Source organism: uncultured Cyclobacterium sp., from assembly GCF_963977555.1.
Classification (GTDB): domain Bacteria; phylum Bacteroidota; class Bacteroidia; order Cytophagales; family Cyclobacteriaceae; genus Cyclobacterium.
The window spans coordinates 44,320-69,144 of the sequence record NZ_CAXBPD010000012.1 but is presented as its reverse complement, the minus strand read 5'-3'; the positions used below and the strand labels follow the sequence as shown (position 1 = coordinate 69,144).

At 39.3% G+C, this 24,825-nt stretch carries 13 protein-coding genes; 9 read left to right on the top strand and 4 right to left on the bottom strand.

The window, feature by feature from the left end:
* Positions 1-94 precede the first annotated feature (94 nt).
* On the bottom strand, positions 95-1,945 hold the full coding sequence (locus AAC073_RS15435; protein WP_339924684.1) for a M1 family metallopeptidase: 1,851 nt from the start codon (positions 1,943-1,945) through the stop codon (positions 95-97).
* Between the two features lie 206 nt (positions 1,946-2,151).
* Between AAC073_RS15435 and AAC073_RS15430 the strand changes: the two genes are divergently transcribed.
* A complete protein-coding gene (locus AAC073_RS15430) occupies positions 2,152-4,452 on the top strand; it encodes an MMPL family transporter (protein ID WP_339924683.1) in 2,301 nt (766 codons plus the stop codon).
* On the opposite strand, the gene AAC073_RS15425 is transcribed toward AAC073_RS15430, so the two are convergent.
* On the bottom strand, positions 4,403-5,458 hold the full coding sequence (locus AAC073_RS15425; protein WP_339924682.1) for an endonuclease/exonuclease/phosphatase family protein: 1,056 nt from the start codon (positions 5,456-5,458) through the stop codon (positions 4,403-4,405). The two genes, AAC073_RS15430 and AAC073_RS15425, sit on opposite strands and share 50 nt — an antisense overlap.
* 307 nt (positions 5,459-5,765) lie before the next feature.
* Between AAC073_RS15425 and AAC073_RS15420 the strand changes: the two genes are divergently transcribed.
* The 4 genes from AAC073_RS15420 to AAC073_RS15405 all read left to right on the top strand — a co-directional run bounded on the left by AAC073_RS15420 (position 5,766) and on the right by AAC073_RS15405 (position 11,584).
* The gene (locus AAC073_RS15420; RefSeq protein ID WP_339924681.1) at positions 5,766-6,335 is read left to right on the top strand and encodes a DUF2911 domain-containing protein; all 570 of its coding nucleotides are present in this window, start codon (positions 5,766-5,768) and stop codon (positions 6,333-6,335) included.
* Complete coding sequence (locus tag AAC073_RS15415; RefSeq protein WP_339924680.1) at positions 6,332-8,743, top strand: penicillin acylase family protein; 2,412 nt, start codon at positions 6,332-6,334, stop codon at positions 8,741-8,743. The genes AAC073_RS15420 and AAC073_RS15415 overlap by 4 nt, the downstream gene beginning before the upstream one ends.
* Before the next feature lies 1 nt (position 8,744).
* On the top strand, positions 8,745-9,107 hold the full coding sequence (locus AAC073_RS15410; protein WP_339924679.1) for a hypothetical protein: 363 nt from the start codon (positions 8,745-8,747) through the stop codon (positions 9,105-9,107).
* Between the two features lie 302 nt (positions 9,108-9,409).
* Positions 9,410-11,584, top strand: a complete 2,175-nt coding sequence (locus tag AAC073_RS15405) for a bifunctional alpha,alpha-trehalose-phosphate synthase (UDP-forming)/trehalose-phosphatase (protein ID WP_339924678.1) — start codon at positions 9,410-9,412, stop codon at positions 11,582-11,584.
* 289 nt (positions 11,585-11,873) lie between these two features.
* Here AAC073_RS15405 and AAC073_RS15400 read toward each other — a convergent pair whose 3' ends face one another.
* Both AAC073_RS15400 and AAC073_RS15395 read right to left on the bottom strand, forming a co-directional pair.
* Positions 11,874-13,283 carry an alpha/beta fold hydrolase gene (locus tag AAC073_RS15400; protein ID WP_339924677.1) on the bottom strand — a complete coding sequence of 470 codons (1,410 nt, stop codon included), beginning with the start codon at positions 13,281-13,283 and terminating at the stop codon, positions 11,874-11,876.
* Positions 13,284-13,342: 59 nt separating this feature from the next.
* Positions 13,343-14,056 (bottom strand): NUDIX domain-containing protein, encoded by a 714-nt coding sequence (locus tag AAC073_RS15395; RefSeq protein ID WP_339924676.1) that lies wholly within the window; start codon positions 14,054-14,056, stop codon positions 13,343-13,345.
* Positions 14,057-15,052: 996 nt separating this feature from the next.
* On the opposite strand from AAC073_RS15395, the gene AAC073_RS15390 reads away from it, so the two are divergent.
* The 4 genes from AAC073_RS15390 (at position 15,053) to AAC073_RS15375 (ending at position 24,806) form a co-directional block, all read left to right on the top strand.
* Positions 15,053-18,319, top strand: a complete 3,267-nt coding sequence (locus tag AAC073_RS15390) for a TonB-dependent receptor (protein ID WP_339924675.1) — start codon at positions 15,053-15,055, stop codon at positions 18,317-18,319.
* A gap of 20 nt (positions 18,320-18,339) precedes the next feature.
* Positions 18,340-20,124 carry a RagB/SusD family nutrient uptake outer membrane protein gene (locus tag AAC073_RS15385; protein WP_339924674.1) on the top strand — a complete coding sequence of 595 codons (1,785 nt, stop codon included), beginning with the start codon at positions 18,340-18,342 and terminating at the stop codon, positions 20,122-20,124.
* A gap of 621 nt (positions 20,125-20,745) precedes the next feature.
* Positions 20,746-22,611, top strand: a complete 1,866-nt coding sequence (locus AAC073_RS15380) for a heparinase II/III family protein (RefSeq protein ID WP_339924673.1) — start codon at positions 20,746-20,748, stop codon at positions 22,609-22,611.
* Positions 22,608-24,806 carry a polysaccharide lyase family 8 super-sandwich domain-containing protein gene (locus AAC073_RS15375; protein WP_339924672.1) on the top strand — a complete coding sequence of 733 codons (2,199 nt, stop codon included), beginning with the start codon at positions 22,608-22,610 and terminating at the stop codon, positions 24,804-24,806. The genes AAC073_RS15380 and AAC073_RS15375 overlap by 4 nt, the downstream gene beginning before the upstream one ends.
* The last annotated feature ends 19 nt before the right edge of the window (positions 24,807-24,825 follow it).

Genomic DNA, 24,825 nt, shown 5'->3' with positions numbered 1-24,825 from the left:
ATTCTACCTTATTTGGCATTGTAATTTGCGCAAAAAAAATGCCCCCAAGAAGTATTAACTTTTTGGGGGCAATTCATTTTATATGAACTTAGGCTTATTTCGCTGCCCAGGAATTATTGCTTTTGTCAATGTCTGCCATTCTCTCTGAAGCATCTATTTGCAATCCTTTAACAGGGGAAGAGGATTGGTCAATTGTGATTTCAATAGTGGTATTTGTCCAGGGCCATCTTTGGGTCTTGGTCCTTTCAGGGAAACCACTTTCTGCATCCTTGCTTCCTCTCATTATGGTCAAAGGAAAGTAAAGGGTTTCCTTTTTGCCATTTTCATAGGTAACTACCAGGTCAATAGGCATAGGCATCAACCCTTTTCTTTCCAAAGCCACCACAAGGGATTTGTCCTTTTCGTTTACTGAAGAGATCGCATAATCAATGGTTTTGGTAGAGTTTACCCAGTATTCTTTATACCAGTCAAGTTCTAATCCACTTTCTTTTTCCATCACGCGGATAAAATCATTGACGTTTGGATGCCTGAATTTCCATTCGTTCCAATACCTCAACATGGCTTTGGCGCTAACTTCTTCACCAACGATATATCCCAATTGCATTAAAAATAGGGAGCCCTTGGAGTACGCTGCAGCACCATAGGCAGTGTTGGTATGAAAGTGATCGGAATGGGTGGACAATGGCTCCTCAAGTCCCGACTCAACAAGCCTTTCATAACTGGTATAAGAACCTTTTAATGGTGATTCTGAAGATGGTTTGAGGTAATTGGCAGCCATGCTGAGGTTGCTGGCATAGGTAGTAAACCCTTCATCCATCCAAGAGTAAAGAGACTCATTAGAGGCCAATACTCCCTGAAACCAGCTATGTGCCAATTCATGCATCATTACACCTACCAGACTTCCCATTGGTCTATGGCCAGTGATTAAGGTAGACATTGGGTATTCCATTCCACCATCACCACCCTGAATCACTGAATATTGTTTGTAAGGATATGCACCATATCTTTCACTGAAAAAAGTCATGGCTTTTGCCGTATATTCTTTTAGTTCTGGCCAAGTCTTTTGGGTTTCTTTGTCCTTTACATATAGGTGGTGTAGGGTGATTCCATTGTCCATGATCAATTTGTCATGGGTATAATTAGGGTCTGCTGCCCACATGAAATCATGCACTTTTGGGGCATAAAAATGCCAGGTTAAGTTGTCTCCTGAAGGTTTTTTGACAGACACGCCTTCCTCTTCATAGCCATGGCCTATTTCATTGTTATTTTGAAGATACCCCGTGCCACCAAGTATATAAGATTTGTCAATGGTGATTTTCACATCAAAATCTCCCCATATTCCATAAAATTCCCTACCTATATAGGGATTAGCATGCCAGCCCTGTTCATCGTAATTGGCCAACTTAGGATACCATTGAGACATTGAGAACTTTATGCCTTCAGCATTGTCCCTTCCAGCTCTTCTTACTTGCAGCGGTACCTGGGCTATAAACTTGCTTTCTAATAAGACAGTACTGTGTGGTAATATTGGTTCAGGCAACTTTACTTCTAATATTGTCCCTACTTCTTCCATCTCAACGGGTTGGCCATTTAGAAGCAAGGATTCTACCTGGATGTATCCAATTTCTTTAGGGGTCAATTTGGATATTCTTTCTCCCACACGCCTATCAGGATCGGCAATGGATCGAGACCTTACATCCATCATACTGTTCGGTTGAAAGGCATTGTAGTAAAGGTGGAAAAAGAGTTGATCTAAAGTGTCGGGAGAATTATTGCTGTAAGCAATGATTTGAGTGCCCCGATATTGATTGGTTTTTACATCCATTTCAATATCCATTTTGTAACTTACCGACTGTTGCCATCTATCAGATTGTGCGACTACTTTTTGTTCGAATAAGAAAAGAATACTGATAACTCCAATAAAAAGTACCGTGGATTTTTTCATAGGTGCGTAATTTTTGGCTCTAAATTATGGTAAATTCTGCAAGTAGCCAAAACCTTTAATTGGGTTGAGAGTTCTTTTGCGAAAGAATTAGCATTAATAAGGTCAAATAAAAATTATTTTATTAGTTTATTTATCCCCTAATTATAGGTCTGTGTTAAAGAAGGAAAATTACCTTTGTAATATTTGTAGTATTAAAATAGAAATGAATGGATAGGAAAAATTCCATGTGGGCGCTTACTTTTGCAGGTTTACTGTGCTTGTTTTTCATTCTTACCTGGCAAGGAGTGCGCTTTAATTATGATTTTGAAAATTTTTTCCAGCAAGAAGATCCGGAGTTATATTTTTATCAGGAATACAGGGAGGTTTTTCAAAACGACAATGATTATTTATTAATTGCCATAGCGCACAATACTGGAGTTTTTGACAGTGCATTTTTAACAAAAAGCCTGGCCTTTGAAAATGAACTGAAGCAAGTAGATGGGGTTGTGGGAGTTGTTTCTGTTTTGAATCAAAAAGAGCCAATAATCAGTCCCTTTGGGGTTAATTTCAGACCTTTGCTGGATTGGTCCAGTAGGAAATCTCTTGCTGCCAGTGCTCAGAAGATAAAAAAAGACAAGCAATGGATGGGTAATTTGATTGCTGATGATAGCAGTAGCTTATTGCTCTTGGTCCAGAACGAGCAAATGATAGGCAAGGAAAGGGGCGACACCTTGTACGCAAGCATAGAAAGTAAGCTTCAGTCATATAATTTTGATGCCTTTAAGACAGCTGGTAAAATCAAAGCCCAGGGTGCTTTTGTTAATCTTCTTCAACAAGAGTTTGCATTTTTCTTGGGTTTTGCCCTAGTGGGAGTACTTTTTCTACTTTGGATGATGTACCGTTCCTGGTGGGGAGTTGTGTTGCCCTTTATAATAATTGTTACAGGTATTTTCTGGAGTCTGTCTTTTTTACTCTTGACAGGAGGTGAGCTGGATGTAATGTCGGTTATGCAACCTCCGATTTTAATGGTAATTGGACTCAGTGGGATGGTACATGTGGTCAACCATTACCAAATGGCTTTGGTAGCCTCTGAATCAAAAGACAAAGCTATATTTGGTGCCTTCAAAACATTGGGGCTTGCTGTATTTCTTACCGCTCTGACCACTTCTCTTGGTTTTGTTTCTTTGTATTTTACCAATGTTCCCAGCTTGATGTGGTTTGGTTTGTATACTGGATGTGGCGTTATGTTTATGTTTTTGGCCTTGTTTTCGATTTTGCCTTTTGCGCTTTATCACCTGCCTCCCTTACCTTCCTCTAATCGTGAAGTATGGGCCAATCGCTGGAATAAAATTTTAACACTTCTTTTCAATAAAATTACTGCCCACCGAAAAACCATCTCCCTTTCCTTTGTTGTGATCACATTGCTTGCGGGTTTCCTTATGTCTCAGGTTAAAACGAATGGTTACATTCTAGATAACCTTCCCAAAGGACATTCCCTCTTGGAGGATTTTCAATTTTTTGATCATCAATATGGTGGATCGAAACCTTTAGAAATCCAAATTCAAGTAGGGAGCGCAGGGCAGGATCTTTTTGATTATAAGGTCTTGAAAGAAATAGATAAGTTGGAGGATTTTGTCCGAGAAAATTACAATACGGGATTTATTATGTCTCCCCTGACAACGGTAAAAGCAATAAATAAGGCGCAAAACCGGGGAAATCCAAAAGCCTTTGTTCTCCCATCTGCTCTTTCTTACAAGAGGATGGGGACTTTAGTAGATAAAATGGGGCAATCTCAAAACATTCAATTATGGACAAAGGACAAAACTATTGGAAGGCTTTCCTCTAAAACAGCCGACAATGGTAGCCTATTGGGTAAAGCGCAACATCAAAAATTAGATGAATTTGTAGAAAGAAATATTGACAAAGAACTGCTAGAAGTCCGGTTGACAGGTACTTCTTTTCTCATAGATAAGAGCCACGAATTGGTTACCTATAAAGTGTTTACTGGTCTTGGTTTTGCGTTTTTATTGGTAGGAATAATCGTTGGTTTTCTTTTTAGGTCATGGAGGGTATCCCTGCTTGTTATTCTGCCAAACATTGTGCCTTTGGTTTGGATAGGGTGCGTTATGTATTGGTTTGGAATAGACTTTAAACTTTCTACCTCCATCGTATTTGCCATCGCATTTGGCATAGCAGTAGATGACAGCATTCATTTTATGACCAATCTTAGAATGCAAATGCAGGAGAGACATGGGTTGCTTAAGGCACTTTTCCTTACCTATCTCACGACTGGAAAAGCCATAATACTCACGACACTGATTTTGATCTCAGGGTTTGTGATGTTAACCTTCAGTACTTTGGAGATCCCCTGGTTTACAGGTGTTTTGGTAAGCCTTTCTTTGCTTTTTGCGGTGTTGGCAGATTTACTATGGTTACCTGTTTTGTTAATACCTTTTAAGGGGGTGATAGAGGAAAAAATCAATCGCTGGAATTCAATTGACCGGGATAAGCAAACACAGCTGAAATAGGGTAATGGTCTGAATAGTCTACTTCTCGTAAGGTTTTAAATTGTAAAACTTCCAGCGCTTTGTCAAAAAACATATTGTCAATACGTAAGAAAAACAATACTTTGTTGTAGGTAAAACCAAAGCCTCGCCCTTTACTTTCGAAAGCATTCTCCAAGTCTTCCCTAAGGCTGAAGTAGGTGTAACTGTAGGGCAGGTCATTGAAATCTCCAGCCAATATCACTGGGTAGGGGCTTCCAGCGATGTGTTTTTTAAGGATTAACATTTGAGAGGTTCTTAATTTTATCCCTTCTTTTAATTTTCTAATGGTGGAACGGTATTGGTTTTTTATGCCTTCCAGGTTATTAAGATCAGCCGCTCTAATGTTCATTGATTCAAGATGAGTATTGTATACCCTGATGGTGTCTTCATTGATTTTGATATCAGCAAACATGGCCCCATTATTCCTTTTGTTGTCAAAAACTTTACCGCTATTGATGATAGGGAATTTACTGAATATGGCAATCCCATACGATTTCTTTTTTTCGTTACCATTGGCAGCAAAGTAGGCATGCTCATAAGCGCCATTATTACTGATCTGTTTTAGCGCATTTCTTGATGGTGTGGTAAAATCCTGGTAAAACTCCTGGAAACACTTGATGTCTGAAGGGTTCTCTTGTGCCCATTTTATTGAATTCGTTATTTTGATGTCGTTGTCGTTGCCCCAGTTGTTGTTAAATAACATGGTATTGTAGCTCAAAAAAGTAAACCCTTCAGTAACGGTGTCAGGACTGTTCCACTGGAAGGAGACCACTAGAAACTTCCACCCAATAATAAGGGCTAAGATTGGGAAAATAATTAAGCGGAATCTCCCAAAAAACAGTAAGACTATGAGAAATAGGTTCAGGAGTAAGAAAACAGGTATCAAAAGTGGCAGGAGCCCAGTATAATCCCATGTCTCAGGTGAAATATGCACACTGAAAAAGAGGGCTATGGAGATCAAAAAGATTGAAACGATAATGAAACGCATATTGAAGAATTAAATAAATCCCAAATTGGTAATAATTTTGTGCTATACCAATATATTTATTTTTTTACTGCCTTGGATGATTCATTTTGTTGGACGGGTAATTTTTAAAAAATTTAATTCTGACTATTGTAAAATTTTTTCTTTGTAGAAAGGATAATAAAGGCATTTCACTGGATTGTATAAGGTTATGATTTTCGTTTAAACGATAGATTCACCACGGATATTATGAATATGATATTTAACCTACAATGAATGGCTGATTAAGGAAAAAATACATAGATTAGTGTAAAATTTAATCCTAAACAATATGAATTACCTTAAAAAACCACTTTTCAGTACCTATTTTTTTGTGATTTGCTTTGGGGTATTCTCCTGCTCAAATCCATCATCAAAAAGTGATGTGACGGTGGAAGAGGAAACTGTCGAGGAATCAAAAGAACGTGCTAGCCCTTTAAAGTCATCCTCAGGAGTAATTGAAGGAAAAAAAATTACTGTTCAATACAGTGCGCCCTCTATTAAAGGGAGAATAGTTTGGGGGGATTTGGTGCCTTATGGAGAAATTTGGAGAACAGGTGCGAATGAAGCGACGAATATAACCTTTGGTACAGATGTTGTGGTTGAAGGTGAGTTGGTAAAAGCAGGGAAATATTCTTTGTTTACCATTCCCAAAGAAAATGAACCTTGGACAGTGGTACTCAATGCCGATTGGGATTTAGAGCATGGGCATTTTCAGTACAATGAAGAAAATGATGTGCTTAGGGTAGATGTTAGTCCTACTTTTGAATCTAGTAGCCAAGAATCGCTTTCGATTGAAGTGGTGCCAGAAGGTTTAGAAATTAAATGGGAAAAAGCAAATGTATTGTTAAATATTGAATGAAGTATATAGGGTTCTTTTTTTCATTATTGTTTTCATTGTTAGTTGCCGTTGGCTTGTCCATAAATCTGGCAAACTTGCCTCCATTGGCCAAAATTTTTGATCCCTTTAAAGGCTTTTGGCAAAATGCTTACAGTGAAGATTACAATCCAAATAGTGAAGTGTCCTTAGAAGGGCTTGAATCAGAAGTTTCTGTCACTTATGACGAAAACCTGATACCACATATTTTTGCTGAAAATGAAAAAGACCTTTTTAAAGTTCAAGGTTATATTACTGCAACACACCGGCTTTGGCAAATGGAGTTTCAGGTTATGGCCGCAGAAGGCAGGCTTTCAGAAGTAGTAGGATCCATAGCGCTCAATAGGGACAGGGAAATGCGCCGGAAAGGACTGGGCTTTGGGGCAAGGAACAAACTTAAGTACCTTCAAAACAATGATCCCGAAACATTAAATTTAATGTTGGCCTATGCAGCGGGAGTTAATGCCTATATAGATCAACTTTCCCAAGGGGAACTACCACTTGAATACAAGCTTTTAGATTATTATCCCCAACCCTGGAGCCCCTATAAAACGCTTCTTTTTCTGATGAACATGTCAGAAACTTTGTCTGGTGACAGTGATTTGGCATACACCAATTTTCAGAATATTTTTGGAGAAGAATGGCAAAATAAGCTTTTCCCTGATAATCCAGAAGGAGTCGTGCCGGTCATCTCAAAAGAGGACTGGGGCTTTGAGCCTTTAGAGGTAACTGAGCCTGATGAAAGCTCTCTTGATACTATAAGGATAACTCAATTGCTACCTGAAAAAGAGCCGGGTCTAGGCTCAAATAATTGGGCAGTTTCAGGAGAAAAAACAGCCTCGGGCCATCCGATTTTAGCCAATGATCCTCATTTGGCATTGAACTTACCTTCACTGTGGTTTACGGCTCAATTAAGCACGCCGGAATTCTCCGTCAAAGGAGCTACTTTGCCGGGAGCACTCGGAGTAATTATTGGGTACAACCAGTATATCTCTTGGGGAACTACGAATGCCGACCGAGATGTGAAAGATTGGTATAAAATCACCTTTAAAGACGAGTCTAGAAAGGAGTATTTATACAATGGGCAGTGGATTCAAAGTACCCAACAACTTGAAACTTTCATAGTAAAGGGACAAAACGATTTTGTAGACACAGTGATCTATACCCATTATGGACCTGTTGTATACGATAGGAATTTTAAAATGAAAGGGAAAGCGGCAAATTTTGCTTTAAAGTGGACCGCTCATGGCAATTCCAACGAAAGCAGAACTTTTATAGGCTTAAATAAGGCGAAAGGATACGGTGATTTTAAAGAGGCACTTACCCATTATGTAGCTCCTGCCCAAAACTTTGTTTTTGCGTCCAAAGAAGGGGAGATAGCAATGAAAGTCCAAGGTAGGTTTCCCTTAAAATGGAAAGGACAGGGTAAGTTTTTAATGGACGGCAGCAAACCCATTTATGAATGGCAGGGTTTTATTCCACAGGAGCACAATGCCGAAGATAGAAATCCAGAAAAAGGATTTTTGGTCTCCGCCAATCAGCACCCTGTGTCCTATAATTATCCTTACTATGTTTATAACAATAGCTATGAATATTTTAGAAATAGAAGAATTGTAAATCAATTGGCTGATAAGACTGGGCTCACTGTGGAGGATATGAAAGCCCTGCAAATAGATAATTTTAATCTTCACGCCGCTGAAATATTGCCACTAATGCTAGATAGTTTGAAGGTGGAGGTTTCAGAAAAGGGGCTGATTTGGTTGGAGCAGTTGAAAGCATGGGATTATAATGCTTCCGCCGAGAAGACAGCCCCAGTCTTATTTGAATCATGGTGGGATCATCTGGAAAAGGCCTTGTTTAATTCTTGGGATGCCAAAGGATTGCCCATTACCTATCCTAATAAATTCATGCTTTCGAAACTTATGAAAAGCGAGCCCGATGCCGGTTGGTTTGATCAACAAAGCACGGGGCAAAAGGAAAACGCTAACCATTGGATAAATGAAGGCTTCATGGGCATGGTCAAAGAAATGGAAAAGCTGGCGGAGAATGATACGGACTCTATTACTTGGTCGGCCTATAAAAATACCAGTATTAGTCATTTGATTCCGAATTTGAAGGCTTTCGGAAGATTCAACCTACCAATAGGTGGGGGGAAAGGAATTGTGAATGCTTCAGCATCTGATTGGGGCCCCGGCTGGCGAATGGTTGTAGAAATGGGCCCTGACATCAAAGCGTTTGGCGTGTACCCCGGAGGACAATCAGGAAATCCTGGAAGCAAATATTATGACAACTTGGTAGCTATTTGGGCTGCTGGGAAATACCTGCAAATGGATCTGAGGGATAGGAGCAATGCCTCATCAGTTTTGTTTCAAACCAAATTTATCCCTGATTAGCATGAAGTTCATTTCACACATACTTATAGTGGCCTTAATGGCCTACCTCTTGGGATCAATTGTACCTTATTATATCATAATGATTCTGATCTGTGGGGTTTCGGCCTGGTACAGGGGATCGGCTTTGCTAGCATTTATAGCCGGGGCATTAGGTGTCGCTACTGTTTGGATACTGGCTCCATTGATCATTTGGTCTATTTCAGACTCGGATCTGCCAGATAAATTTTCCGAAATCATGGGGTTTTCTAATGGTACAATTTTGGTTGGAATTACTGGATCAATTGGCTTTTTGATAGGAGGGTCAAGTGCTTTGACCGGTAATTTTCTAGGCAAACTATTTGTGGAAAGAAACAATGACTACTAGTCCCTTGAATGGGGCCTAGAATTCCTCTCAATGTTTTTTTTTACTTTCAATTTGTTTATATTAGAATAAACTTAAGAATAACAAAATCCCAAAATAAACGAATAGCATGGTGATCCGTCTAAATTAAATATTCAATTAAGAGGATAGGAGTAGGGCGTATGCTATTTAACTATTTAAAACTGAAGCCAAATACAGTTATCTGTCTCGTTTTAAGATCATAACCAAATTATTATCGCCCGATTAGGGTTTAATGTTAACTTTAGCTTTTGTAAAATTTTTTATATACTAACCAACTTTAAAAAATGTCAAAAACAATAATTGTTTCAAATAGATTACCGATTAGTTTACAACACAAAAATGGTAAGTTTGAGTTTAAGCCCAGTGCTGGTGGTCTAGCCACAGGATTGGGTTCTATCTATAAAGAAGGAGAGAATATCTGGATAGGATGGCCAGGGAACGATGTGGAGGATGAGGGGCAGCGGCTGGAAGTAGCAGATGAGCTTAAGAAATTAAAAATGGCACCTGTTTTCCTTACCAAGAAAGATGTAGAGCTCTACTATGAAGGGTTTAGCAATGAAACCATTTGGCCTGCTTTTCATTATTTCACACAACACATCAATTATGAAGATGAATATTGGGATGCATATTGGCAGGTAAATCAAAAATTCTGTGATGCTATTTTGGCCAAGGCAAATGAGGACGATACCATATGGGTACATGATTACCAACTACTGTTGCTACCCATGATGCTTAGAAAAAAATTGCCAAATGCTACCATTGCCTTTTTCCAACACATTCCTTTTCCATCCTATGAGATCATCAGGATGCTCCCTTGGAGGAAACAGATGCTTGAAGGAATGGTAGGCGCGGATTTGATAGGATTCCATACCTATGACGATATGCGTCACTTTCTAAGTGCTGTAGGAAGAATTTTAGGCTTATCTAATGAAAGTGGGTTTATTCAGGCAGACAATAGATTGATCAATGTGGATGCCTTTCCAATGGGGATCGATTACGACAAATATGAAAAAGCTGCATTGAGTAGCAAAACAAAAAATTACGTTAAGAAATTCAAACAAACTTTAGGTGATCAGAAGTTGCTGTTAACCATCGATAGACTGGATTATTCAAAAGGTATTCCAAATCGAATTAAAGTATTTGAACGCCTCCTTGATGAAAACCCTGAATACCAGGGCAAAGTGTCTATGATAATGGTGGTGGTCCCATCCAGGGATCAGGTAAAATCTTATCAAACACTTAAGGAAGAAATAGATACCTTGGTGGGACATATCAATAGTAAATTTTCTACCCTCAACTGGGTGCCGATTCACTATTTTTATCGCAGTTTTCCATTTAATGAGTTAAGTGCATTTTATAGCATGTCAGACATTGCCTTGGTAACGCCACTTAGAGATGGAATGAACTTGGTCTGTAAGGAATTTGTCGCCAGTAAAACGGACAAGAAAGGGGTATTGATTCTTTCAGAAATGGCCGGAGCTAGCAAGGAACTTGTAGATGCCATATTGGTTAACCCCAATGATCAAGAGGGGGTGTCAAGCGCTATAGTGGAGGCATTATCCATGGATGAGGAGGAGCAGGAGTTAAGGATAAGTTCCATGCAATCCAGTCTGAAAAAATACGATATTTTTCAGTGGGTAAAAGTGTTTATGGATAGGTTGAAATATGTGAAAGAAAAGCAGGCAGACCTTGAATCCAAAGCCTTGGATAAGAAAATCATCAACCAGATGAAATTGGCATTTAAGGAAGCTAAAAAACCCTTGCTGTTTTTGGATTATGATGGTACACTTGTCGGATTTAAAGGCAGGCCACAGGATGCCTTTCCAGATGAGGAATTAAAATCATTGGTAGCCGCCCTTTCAGAGAGATGTCAAACAGTCATTATCAGTGGACGAGACAAAGAAACACTCGGAGAATGGTTCAAAGGACAAAAAGTGGACATGATTGCAGAGCATGGTGTCTGGTTAAAAAGAAAAGATCAAGAAGAAGATTGGATTTTATATGCGGAAGTAGATGACAGCTGGAAAGAAGATATTCGCAAGGTAATGGAATATTATGTATTGCGTACACCAGGAGCCTTGATCGAAGAGAAGCACCATTCCCTTGTATGGCATTATAGAAAAGTAGAGAGCGGGCTGGGAGATCTTAGAATGAGAGAATTGTTCAGTCACCTAAAATACATGGCCAGAGGGCATAATCTTCAAGTACTTGAAGGGAACAAAGTCCTTGAGATCAAACGACCTGATATCAACAAAGGTCGTGCTGCCACTGCCATGATGAAAGGTGAGGAATATGACTTTATTATGGCTCTAGGGGATGATTGGACAGATGAAGATACATTCAAAGCCATGCCGAAAAATGCGTATACCATTAGAGTAGGGTATACCTATACGCAAGCAAATTACAATATTAAAAACCCTGCGGAAGTTAGGGGACTGCTTAAAGGGCTTTTGAGTTAAAACCAGAATTGTAAGCAAACCTATAGATGGAGTCATTTCATTTATTGAATTCAATACTGTATGCTAGCCTATCGTTGCCTAAATTTGGCGACGATAGGCTATATTTTTAGGTCTAGACTTGGTATTTAGACAATGCCGTCCTGTGAAATGGAGGCTTCATTTCATGGTTTAGTTCGCGGTGCCTGGGTTTATTTCGTTTAGCGCTTCAGATTAAATATTATAAAGGATACCGCCAATTTCAAAGGCAAAATCCTTCTGGCAATACTTATAGCTATCTTAGAATATATGATTATTGGGAATTTATCCACGTGGCCATGTCATCCAGAACGCTAGGGTTAAAGGTTTCTGAGAGATTGCTGTATTCTGAGACAGCTCCTGTTTCTGCTGTTTGAAAAAGGTGATTTAGCTTATCATAAACCTTTACCTCCATATTTTCCATTCCCATGTGAAGGAGAGATTTTTTATTTGACGATGCATTTACCTGCTTGTCTTTTCCACCAAAAGCTACCCAAGTAGGGACAATAATCCTAGAAATGTATTCTCTAGGCTCCGTTTTGATGAATTGATAGAACCAAGGGGCTGTCAAAGCGGCAAATTGTTTTAAGCGTTTGTCAACTTGAGTTGCTTTTTGAAGACTATCCAATCCCATCCATTCGGGATCACTTTCTAAAAACGCTTTTAGGTTTTTATGGGCCTCCTCAACATTTTGGCTGGTTTTAATGCGTTGATACAATTTAAAGTTATAAGCTTCTTGCGCTCTGGCTAGTTCTTCTGCTGCTCCAGAAGCTTTTACTAAATCGTACGTCTGTTCACCCATAAGGCTGTCAATTGAAATTACCGGGGGAGCAAGCGCGGAAATAAAAGAAAGGTTTCCTGAATTTTCGGCGCCCATCATCCAAGCGATTAGCCCACCTTCACTATGGCCTATGACACCTACTTTAGCCTTGTCTACAAATGAGAAGCTTTGTAGTTTTTCTACCGCTGCCCAGGCGTCTTTTGTAAAATCCATTGTGGTAGCTCCCTCCATAGTGCCTTCTGATTCAGCTACGCCGCGATCATCGTAACGCAAAACGACTATTCCCTGCCGGGTAAGATGATCTGCGATGACCCAAAAAGGATAGTGTCCAAAAATTTCACTGTTCCGGTCTTGGGGGCCCGATCCACTGATTAGAACAACGGATGGAAATGGTCCTTCACCCCGAGGTTTAGTGACAGTCCCTTTGAAGAGTAGGTTCTCCTTTTTCTGAACAAAGGAGGTGTTGATGATTTCATAAGGAAAAGGCCCTACTGGAGTCTGTGGTCTCTTTTCTAACTTGGCCTCCTTTATTTTTGAAGGAGTCAGTGTAAGCGATAAAGATAAACCGGATTGCTTAAATTGCCCGACCAAAGTATTATTTATAAGGGTGCCTTCAAAGTCTGCACCCAAGGATGCGATTTGTAAAGAAATAAGGGTTCCGTCAAACAAAATACTCGTCAAAGGGATTCCGAATGCATTCTGCTGTGGACTATCTAGACTCCCTTTCCAACCATCAGTAGCTGTTTCAAAATTAAAAACCAGAGGGAGTTTTTGTAATCCTAAATCTAATTCCCCCTCCCAAGTGCCTTCTATGGTTTGGGAATAACCTATAGAAGCGGCCGTAAAAAAAAGAACAGCTATTAAACAAAGTAATGATGACTTCTTGTCTAAATGCTGTTCCATGTTTTCTTAGTTAGATTTCAGTCTAAATATATGGAAAAAAGGAAAATAGATCATAATTTCTATTCCATAAGAGAAGGTATTTCACTTTTTGGAATTAGATTAAGCGTTCTTTGAAAGTTTTCCTTGTAATTGGAAGGGTTTAGGGTGTAATAAAAAGCCCCTTTTTTGGAAGCTGTTTTATCTTTCTCTCCTATTTTTTGAATTATTTTGCTAGAAAGGAGCTTTCGGGTGAAATTTCGCTTATCAATTTTGGTAGCAAATAATTTCTCATACAAAGCCTGAAGTTTAGGTAATGTAAATTTTTCAGGTAGTAATTCGAAAAGGATTGGATGAAATGCCGCTTTGCTCTTCAACCTGCTAAAAGCCATTTCTACCATTTCTTGATGATCAAATATTAATTTAGGCAATTGGTCGATTTGAAACCACCGTGCCTGGAAATCATCATTGGACTGATGTTGGTATTTTTTTATGTCAATCAAGGCCATGTATACCACACCTACCACCCTTTCAACGGGATCTCTATTGGGTTTGCTAAAAGTATGCATTTGCTCCATAAATACATTTTCTAGCCCCGTAAGTTCATTGAGAATCCTATTGGCAGATTCATCGAGAGATTCACTGGTTCTTAGAAAACCTCCCATTAAGCTCCATTTTTCTTTTTCAGGAGAAAACCCTCTATTGACCATTAAGAGTTTGTAATCGACACCATCAAACCCGAAGATTATACAATCCACCGCCACTAGAACCCTGGTTTGACTAGAATATTTAAACATTTTTATATTTTTTTGTTACAAAATCGCTCCTATAATCCAACGGTTAAAACTACCATTTTATATAATGAGTTACGTACCCGAGGTGGTTTTTGTTTTAAAAAAAATATAGACAACACCCACCCTTACATTTTTACTGCTGCTAATTTCGTAATTTTTTTTCAAATGTGGCTCTTATTAAACCAAAAAATTAAAAAATGAGCAATATTATACTATATGTAGTTAAATTTTATACCAGTAAACCATAATATTAAGATAAAATATGGAAATAGTTTCCTTTTTTTCACCCAACACTAATTGGGAATATATCTTTTGGTATTGGTTTATTTTTTTTTGCCCTATTGCGTTTATTTTCTGTTTAGGAATTCAATCTGTCCGTGTAATTTCAAAAATTCTTTTTCGATTACCCTCTTATTTATTAGTTGCATAATGGTATTCTTCAAAGTCATTTTTCCCTTTAATCCTGAACTTAATTTTGAATTAAAAATCAAATTTAATAGTATTATATATGGGTATATTGTAATTATAAAGTAAAACTTAAATTTGCTTTATTTAAATTCAAGGATTTATAAGAAACCGTTAAACTTAAGTTTATACCATTGATATCAATTTTAACTTAGGACATAGAAAATAAGATGTTTTAACAAATATTAACTAAACTATTAATATATTATTTTTTCTTGAATTCTTACATTTTTACAGGATTAATTTTTTTCTTGAACAAAATATAATTAAACTTCGAAGATGTAAAATTTTGGAGAAACCTAAAGTAACCTTTCTTACCCAAGTATATGTGGTTTAACTCAGAAAAATTTACTTAAACATTAAAATTTAATTGAATTTTGTCCTAAAGCGGATCAAAATTTTAAATTCTATAGATTGAGAGTCAAATTAACCATAAATACAATAGCCAATGAAGTTAAAGTGTAACCGAATTGAATCAAGTTTGAATCAGGAGTTAAATCTTGATTAGTAAATCAATTAACAAATAAATCCATTATGAAAAAAAGTTTACATTATTTCCGGGACATGCAACCGATGTCATGGCTCTCGGCAATCCTTTTTTGTTTGTTTTCAGGGAGCCTAATGGCTCAAACTGGAAGCTTAAACAAGAATCTGGAAAATATCACCAAAGATCAAACGGTTTTGGCAAGTACTAAACTTGCTGCTACAGCCGTTGCTGATATTACAATCACAGGTGTGGTTACGGATGAGGGTGGTTCACCAATTCCTGGTGTCACTGTTTCCGTTCCTGGTACCTCTATAGGTACTGCTACTAATTTAGACGGACAGTATAGCCTTACTGTTGCTGAAAATGCAAGCATTGTTTTTTCTTTCATAGGCTTTGAAAGCCAAACGGTAAATGTTGCCAACCGAAGTACAATTAATATATCCTTGAAGGAGGATACGCAATCATTGGATGAAGTGGTTGTGGTAGGTTATGGTACACAAGAGAAAGTAAACCTTACAGGAGCTGTAGGTGTGGCCACGAGTGAAAGGCTTCAGAGCAGACCTATTGCTAACGTAGGTGAAGGTTTGCAAGGCGTGATTCCAAATTTAAATATTGCGCCAAGAAACGGTGACCCTGCTCAAAGCCCAAGTTTCAATATCAGGGGATACCAATCCATTAATGGTGGATCACCACTTATATTAGTGGATAATGTTCCTATGGATTTGAATAGAATCAATCCAAATGATATCGAAAGTATATCTGTTCTTAAAGATGCTGCTGCGGCAGCGGTTTATGGAGCAAGAGCAGCTTTCGGTGTAGTTTTGGTTACCACTAAAAGTGGTAAAGAAGGAAAAGTTCGTGTATCCTTAAACAGTCAGTTTTCATTGGGCAAGCCCATATTTAATATGGATCCAATTAATGATCCTTATCGATTTGTTCAAGCCAGGAACTTGGCAAATGAACGTACCAATGGTAGACCTGCTTACGATCAGGACATGATTGACGGTACCAAGCGTTGGTCAGATAACCCTACCGATGAGAATGCCTGGGGAGTTGTAGACGGTGTTTTGAGGTTTTACGGTTTCAATGATTATACTGAAAAGATCATGACCGATTTTGCGCCATCACAGCAACATGACTTGTCCATTTCAGGAGGATCAGAAAATGCCAATTACTTTGTTTCTATCGGACACCTCAACAAAGATGGCTACCTTAATTCTGACCGTAACGAGAATTTCAAGCGTTACAATATCTTAATGAAAGCCGAATTCAAAGTAACGGATTGGTTGACTCTTGATGAAAAGATAGTGGTGAACTCTCAGCAAAGTGATAAGCCTTATTTCTACAACTGGGATGTAAACATCAATACCCTGGCCAGGGTAAATCCAATTATGCCTATACAGTTTCCTGATCTTCCTTTTTATGTTAATCAAGGAGATAGAGAAACCTATGCACCGTATATCGGAAAGTATTTTGGTGGCACGAACTTCTTTCCTTATTTGGAAGATGGTGGACGATCTACCTGGACCAACAATGACATCTGGTTGACACAAGGCGTGACCCTTACTCCAGCGAAAGGCTTGACAATCAAGTCCAATTTCTCCTACAACTTCTTTCACCGTTCTGAGCAGGACGTAGCAAGTAAAATTGAAATTGTTGACAACAATCTATTGGCTGCAGGACTTATCAGCAACGGATTCAGTGGAAACGACTTTATCAATGAGGAGGCGCGTTACAACCAATATTATGTATTCAATGCATTTGCTGATTATAAATTCTCTCTTCCTGAAGTACACAACCTGACTACTATGGTTGGATTCAATCAGGAATGGGGTAACAATAAATTTATCAGGGCACAAGCCAATACCCTGCTTACGCCTTTGATTACTGATTTGAACGCGACTACTGGTTTACAGCAAACCTATGGTAGCAGTAGCCACGTTTCTTTAAGAGGAGCATTCTACAGGGTCAATTATATCTATGATGAAAGATTCCTATTGGAAGCCAATGGTAGGTATGATGGCACTTCAAGATTTCCTTCAGACAGTCGTTTCGGGTTTTTCCCATCTTTTTCTGCTGGATATAGAATTTCCAATGAAAACTGGATGGCTGGTACCAAAAGCTGGATGGATGAGTTAAAGATAAGAGGATCCTATGGTACACTGGGTAACCAATTATTGGGAAATAATTATTATCCATATATACCAACATTGGGAACAGGTCAATCAGGATTCATGTTGAGCGCTGGACAGCGTACTCCTTATGTATCTGCTGCCGGCTTAGTAAGTCCTACTTTGACTTGGGAAACAGTTGTTTCTCAAAATATAGGGGTTGATTTCACGCTATTTGGGGGTAAAATTGATGCTTCATTTGACGTGTACTCCAGAGAAACAAAGGACATGTTGATGCGTAGAGATTATCCTTCTATTTTGGGTACTGGTGCGCCTCAATCTAACGCAGCTGATTTGAAAACCACTGGTTGGGAATTGGCCGTGACATGGAAAGACAGGGTGAAAAATGATTTCAATTACGACGTAACTTTGGCATTGTCTGACTGGACAGCAGAAATCACTAAGTTTGAAAACCCAGAAGGGGTAATCAACCAGTATTATGTAGGTCAAAAATTAGGTGAAATCTGGGGTTATGAAACCGTAGGTATTTTCCAGACACAAGAAGCCGTTGACAATGCTGCTGATCAATCGAGGATAGGTGCCAATTGGAGAGCAGGCGACATACAGTATGCTGATTTAAATGGTGATGGTGTTATTTCTAGTGGAAATGGAACCTTAAGTGATCCGGGAGACAGAAAAATTATTGGTAATGATACACCAAGATTAAGCTTTGGATTGAACAATAATTTTGAGTGGAAAAATTTCACCTTAAATCTTTTCTTCCAGGGTATTTGGAAAAGAGATCACTGGCCAACTTCTGGAAACTGGACCTGGTTCTTCCCATTCAACGCAGGTCATGTGGAAGAGTATTTTATCACAGATTCTTGGTCTGAAGATAACAGAGATGCCTATTTTGCAGCTCCTCACATCTCCACAAACGACAAGAAAAATATTCAAACACAAAGCAGGTTCTTGCAAAATGCAGGTTATATCCGTTTGAAGAATGCCAACTTAGGCTACAACCTTCCGGAAAAATGGATGTCCACTATAGGCTTCCAAAATGCAAACATTTATTTTGCTGGCATGAACCTTTGGGAGTATTCTCCAATCCGCAAGCCTTTGGATCCTGAATCCATTTATGCAGGAGCGATCGAGTATCCTATGCAGAGGGTTTATACACTAGGTGCTAGAATTACCTTTTAAATTATTAAATCGAAAAAAGTATGAAAATATATAAATTTATATGGGCTGCCGTTTGCCTGACACCATTATTGCTATTGTCATGCAATGATGATTTCTTGGAACGCTACCCACTCGATGAGGTTAGTAATGAGACCTTCTGGAATACAGAAAATGACCTTATGGTCTACAACAATAGTCTTTATCATTTGGCATTGAATGATGACAATGTGCCTATTTTACATGGTCACCAAGATGGCTTTGCTAGCCATTACGGAAGTTATTATTTCTTAGACGGTTTTACTGATAATCTTGCTCCTAGGAATGATCGACATGCTTTCTTTCAACAGGTGAGGGCTGGTAAGCAATTGGTACCTAATAGTGCTGGTGGTCAAAGATTTGGCTATAAAGGCTGGAATTTTGTTAGAGCGATCAATGTAGGTTTAGATAACTATGACAAGGCGGATATCCCTGAAGCAGCTAGAAATAAATATGTTGGAGAAGCCCGTTTATTAAGAGGTTGGTTTTATGCGGAAAAGGTTCAGACTTTTGGAGATGTTCCATGGGTAGATAGAGAGCTCAACATTGATTCTGAAGAATTATTTGCAGCCAGAATGCCTAGAGAAGAGGCAATGGACAAGGTTTTAGAAGATTTGAATTTTGCTACTACCCATCTTCCTGATGATTGGGGAGATGGTAACGAGCCTGGTCGTTTGAATAGGTGGGCAGCTTTGGCGATTAAGTCAAGATTGTGCTTGTTTGAAGGTACTTGGAGAAAATACCATGGTGGTTCAAATCCTGAAATGTGGCTTAACGAAGCGGCAGCGGCGGCTAAGGAAGTAATGGACAATAGCCCTTATGCAGTGTACAACACAGGGAATCCTGAAAGTGATTTCAATGCCTACCTACGTATACTTGACGTGAGTGGAAACCCTGAGGTGATGGTTTGGAGAAGGTATCAATTAGGTATCTATACCAATGTTGTTCAAGGGTATTTTGGCTATACTGGCGGAGCAACCAAAAGCTTTGTTGAAGACTTTTTGGCAACCGACGGCTTACCAATTACACTTTCCCCAGAGTATAAAGGTGATGATACCTTTGAAGCTGTGTTTGAAAATCGTGACCCACGTTTAAGACAGACCATTCTTCACCCTGATGATACTGAAAAGTACAAATACGACAGGGCTGATGGAAGGGAATATCCTAGAGTAGTGGGTATGCCAGGTGGTTTTACTACTGAAACTGGTTACCACATCATCAAGCATTACAATGCAGATGACATGATCGGTAAGGCTTATAATACATCTGAGACTCCTGCCATAATCTTGAGGTATGGTGAAGTATTGTTAAACTATGCGGAAGCCAAGGCTGAATTGGGAGATATTTCTCAAGCTGATTTGGACATGAGTATCAACTTACTTAGAGATAGGGTAGCCATGCCTCATTTGGAGCTTAATCCTCCAATGGATCCAAGGTATGCGAACGATGGGGTTTCTTCCCTAATCGTGGAAATTAGAAGAGAAAGAAGGGTAGAATTGTTCCTGGAAGGTTTCAGGTACAAAGACTTGAAACGTTGGAAACAAGGTAAGAAATTGGAAAGCCCTGATCTTGGTATCCGATGGAATGCTGAAAACCAGGCAAGATTTGCCGGAGCGATCATCGAAACAAGTGAAGATCCAGAAACAGGAAAAACTTATATCGATGTCTACAAAGGCACTGATTGGGAGAACCCTGTATTTGATGAAAGCAAACATTATCTATGGCCTTTGCCTTTGGATGATCTGGCTCAAAATCCAGAGTTAAAACAAAATCCAGGATATGTAAATTAAGAAATATCTGGAAATTAAAACAATAGTATAACCTGTCGGAATTGGTCAGTTCATCTGAAACCTTATTTCCGGCAGGTTTTTTTATGCCTTTTTTACAAGCGGAAAGGAAATACAAAGGGGATATTTTATATTGTTCCTTTAATCCGGATTATGTAATAGAATTCGTGATGAGAGTTGCAATCGCAAGAAAATCAGGCTGTTTGGAGATTTTAGCATAGCACCGCTATGGTGAAATTGAAAACAGCAACGAAGTGGCTGATTTTAAAGCGATTTCAGCACGTAATAGAATGTCTATTGCATATTTCGGGTTTAATTACTAAACCCAACATGTACCTTATTCCGATGCAAGTAAGCCACCCAGACAAGTATTCTATTTTTTACATAGCATACCTACAATATTTACTTCTACATCTGGTTCAATTCAGCCCTAAATGCTGCAAATTTCAGCTGATGAAACTTAGTGGGCGATACTTACCCGGTTTAGTAGTATCATAAAAAAAATCGAAGTTTTTAAAAATTTTAGAACTCACAAAAAAACAATATTGCAATCTGTTAAACAGAAATAAATTTTAACCACTTCCAGGTAATTTAAGATATACTTAAAAAATAATTTTTAGTAACATGAGAATTACGAAACCCATCATACCAATGCTTATTATCATAGCCTTGCTATGGAACCCTTTGTTTGCGGCTAGCGCAAATTCCTTAAAAATGGACACTGTAAAATTGGAAAATCCAATCACAGTAAATTATTTAAAGAGACACCTGAAAAAATCAGGCCCTAAATTGGCCCTTACGCCAGCACTTGAAAGAAACCTGAAGAAAAAAATTAAAAGTGACCCCTTGGTGGGAAATTATTACCATGCCTTAAAAGCCAATGCGGATGAGGTGCTCACCATGACAGTACTTACCCGAAATGTAATCGGGCGAAGATTATTGGGAACCTCCCGGGACATGTTGCATCGTGTCAATGTGTTAGGGATTGCTTACCTAATAGAAAAGGACAAGAAATACCTGGATAAGATTAATGAGGAAGTCATTGCTGTAAGTAATTTCTCTGACTGGAACCCTTCCCATTTTCTTGATGTGGCCGAGATGGCGACGGCTGTTGCTTTGGCCATTGACTGGGTAGGCGATGACCTGCCAGCCGCTACTGTGAAGCTAGCGAAGGAGGCATTGATACAGAAAGGTATTGAGCCAAGCTGGAATGGAAACAAAGGTAGAATGTACGGTACCAATAACTGGAACCAGGTATGTAATGCAGGGATGATTGCTGCAGCCATTGTAATTGCAGACCAAGACATAGAATTGGCAGCCAAAACCATTCACCGCTCACTGGATGGAATTCCGAATGGCTTGATGCAATATGGCCCTGATGGCGCTTATCCCGAAGGATCCACTTATTGGGGATACGGTACGGCTTTTACTGTCCTTACCTCGGCAATGCTCAAGACTGCTCTTGGTTCAGACTTTGGAATTGGCGATTATCCAGCCTTCACAGAAAGTGCGAATTTCAGAAAATTAACTGTTGCCCCATCCGGAAACTATTACAATTATGCGGATTGTGGGGATCGCCACAGTAATGCTGGAGATATCATTTTGGCTTGGTTTGCTACGCAGACTGGTAATTCCTTGTACATAGAAGATGATAAATTCAGTCAACCTGTGGCTGACTTTGGGAAGCTTCACCGGATTGCTGGAGCCGGATTGGTGTGGTTGGCACAATTTGAAAAAACCGATGAAGCGGAGTTGCCACTGGTTTATAAGGGGGACGGAAAAAACCCTATCGTCATTATGCGTGATGGAGAAGACTATTACTTTGGTGGAAAAGGTGGCAAAGGTACCGTTTCACATGGTAATTTGGATGCCGGTTCATTTATTTGGGAATTGAACGGCGTAAGATGGAGCATTGATCCAGGAAATCAGAATTATAATGAATTAGAGCAAGCAGGGTTTGACCTTTGGGGTTCTTGCCAGGATTGCGAACGCTGGAACTTGTTGACCAAAAACAATTACGGCCATAGCACTTTGACAGTCAATGGAGAACTGCATGTAAACGATGGCTTTGCGGAAATGTTGGAGGTGAGAAAAGGTGATCAACCGGAAGCATCATTTGATTTAACGCCGGTTTTTGGTAATAAACTTAAGAAGGCCACCAGAAAATTTATCAAGCCTGATAACAATTCAATACTCATTGAAGACCATATTGAAACCAATGTGCATACCAAAATGATCACCTGGCAAATGATGACACAGGCTGATGTGAGCATAGTGGAAGGGGGGGCCGTGCTTTCACAGGATGGGAAAAAGATAATGGTAGAAAACCTTTCTCACCCGGAGATCATGGTTTCTGTGATATCACTGGATCCTGCACCATTGGAGCTGGACAGGCAAATAGAAGGACTGAAAAGGCTGGAAATCAGAATTCCTGCCTATCTCATTGAAAACAATGCCGATGTAATCAAGATTAAATTGAAGGCATTGTGATAAATTTTATTTCAGCTGCCAAAGGAGGCGTATACTCCTTTGGCAGTCACTTTTCGCTTGTGCTGCTGTTATGCTGCCTATTGAGCGCCTTCGCTATTCCGGTACTTGCCACTGATTTTGAATTGGTGAAGGAAAAGGTAGTGGCAGAATACCTGCTTGCGGAGGTGGATGATGAAGCCATAGCAGATTTGCTTGCTACACAAAAGCCTGATGGGACTTGGCCCGGTATCAATTATCAGGATGTTTCAAGGACTGGGTTTGAACATTATTACCATACAGGCAATATGGTCAGCCTCGCTAAGGCCTACAGGCACCCTGAATCTAATTTCAAGGACAATCAAAAAGTAAAACAAGCAATAACAATAGGATTGGACCATTGGGTGCAAAAAGATTATTTCTGCGACAACTGGTGGTACAATCAAATAGGAACGCCCAGCAATCTTGTAGCCGTAATGCTACTGGTAGGAGAGGAAATGCCTGAGAAGCTGGTTGAAGCCGCCCAACCCATGATTGGAAGGGCCCATTTAAATGCTTCAGGGGCAAGACCAAGTGGGGATCGAATAAAGATAGCCGGGATTTTAGCCAAAAACCTACTTTTTCTAGGTGAAAAGGAAAATTTTGAAGCTGTTTTAGAAGTCATTGAAGGAGAAATCAAATTCACTACCGGTAGCCGTGGTCTTCAGAGAGACTTTAGTTTTCACCATCGGGTAGATCGCGTAAACAACACAAATTCTTATGGCTTAAGCTATGCAGAAGCTTTTGTGGAATGGCTGGTTTATACTACAGGTACTCAATATGCCTTTTCTGAGGATAAGGTGAAGATTTTGGTTGATTATTATTTAGATGGCATTAGTAAAAACCTGGCTTTCGGAAAATATTTAGAAGCCGGAGCAAAAAACAGAGGCATTGCCCGACCGGGCGCGCTTCATGCTTTAGATGCTAAGACGCCAAGAAAACTAGTTCAGGCTACTGATTACCGAAAAGGTGATTTGGAGGAAATCATTAGGATAAGGGAAGGAGGCATACAAAACGTTAGCCTTTCATTTGCCAAGTACTTTTGGCAAACGGAGTATTTCACCTTCCAAAGACCTAACTATTTCACTTCGGTAAGAATGTATTCCATTAGGAATGACAATATGGAAGTGCCTTATAATAGCGAGGGCTTGAAAAATCATCACCGCGGAGATGGAACCAATCACCTTTCTTTAACCGGGAAGGAATACTTTGATATTTTTCCGGTTATGGATTTTCAGAAAATTCCAGGGACAACCATTCTGCAAAAAGAAAAGCTTCCGGACCCGGATCAAATTCAAAAACCCGGTTATACCGATTTTGTGGGAGCTGTTACGGACAATTTATATGGCAGTGTAGCTTTTGATTTTATTAGTCCCCACGATCCTTTAAAAGCCAGAAAGAGTTGGTTTTTCTTTGACAATGAATATGTATGCTTGGGAGCCGGAATAGCTTCAAAAGGCAAGCAGCCAGTGTTTACAACCTTGAATCAATTGTTGCTTTCAGGTAAGGTTCATGTTCATGAAAATCAGCAAACAAAGGTTTTAGAAGAAGGGCAATATGCATTTGAAAATATAGACTGGCTGCACCATGATCGGGTTGGTTATTTTCCATTAGCGCCTGAGAAAGTTGAATTGTCCTTTGGAGAAGTTATTGGAAATTGGACGACTATCAACCAACAAACCCGGGCACCCAAAGAAGATGTTGCCAAAGATGTCTTTAGCCTTTGGGTAAACCATGGAGAAAATGTCAAGGAGGAGACTTACGCCTATCTTGTATTGCCGAATACTTCTTTGGATGCAACAAAGGCGTATACTGCCAACGATCAAATAGCCATTTTGTCGAATACCTCAGCCATTCAGGCGGTTAAACATAAGCAGTTGTCACAGGTGCAAGCCCATTTTTATAAAGCCGGAAAATTGAACTTAGGCAATGGAATAGAAATAACTATGGATGGGCCTGGATTGCTTTTAATTCACCTAGACGGTCAAAAAATAGTGAAAATGGCGGTGTCCGATCCCAGTAGGAAATTAAGTAAAATGCATTTTCAGTTGAACAATAAGCTTGATTTAAAAGCGGATAAACTTCAGGTAGCTTGGGATGCCGAGCACTGGATCAGTAAAGTGACGGTACAACTTCCGGAAGGTGAATTTGCAGGAAGTAGTGTAATCCTAGGAAATTAAGACCAATCAAACATTAAGG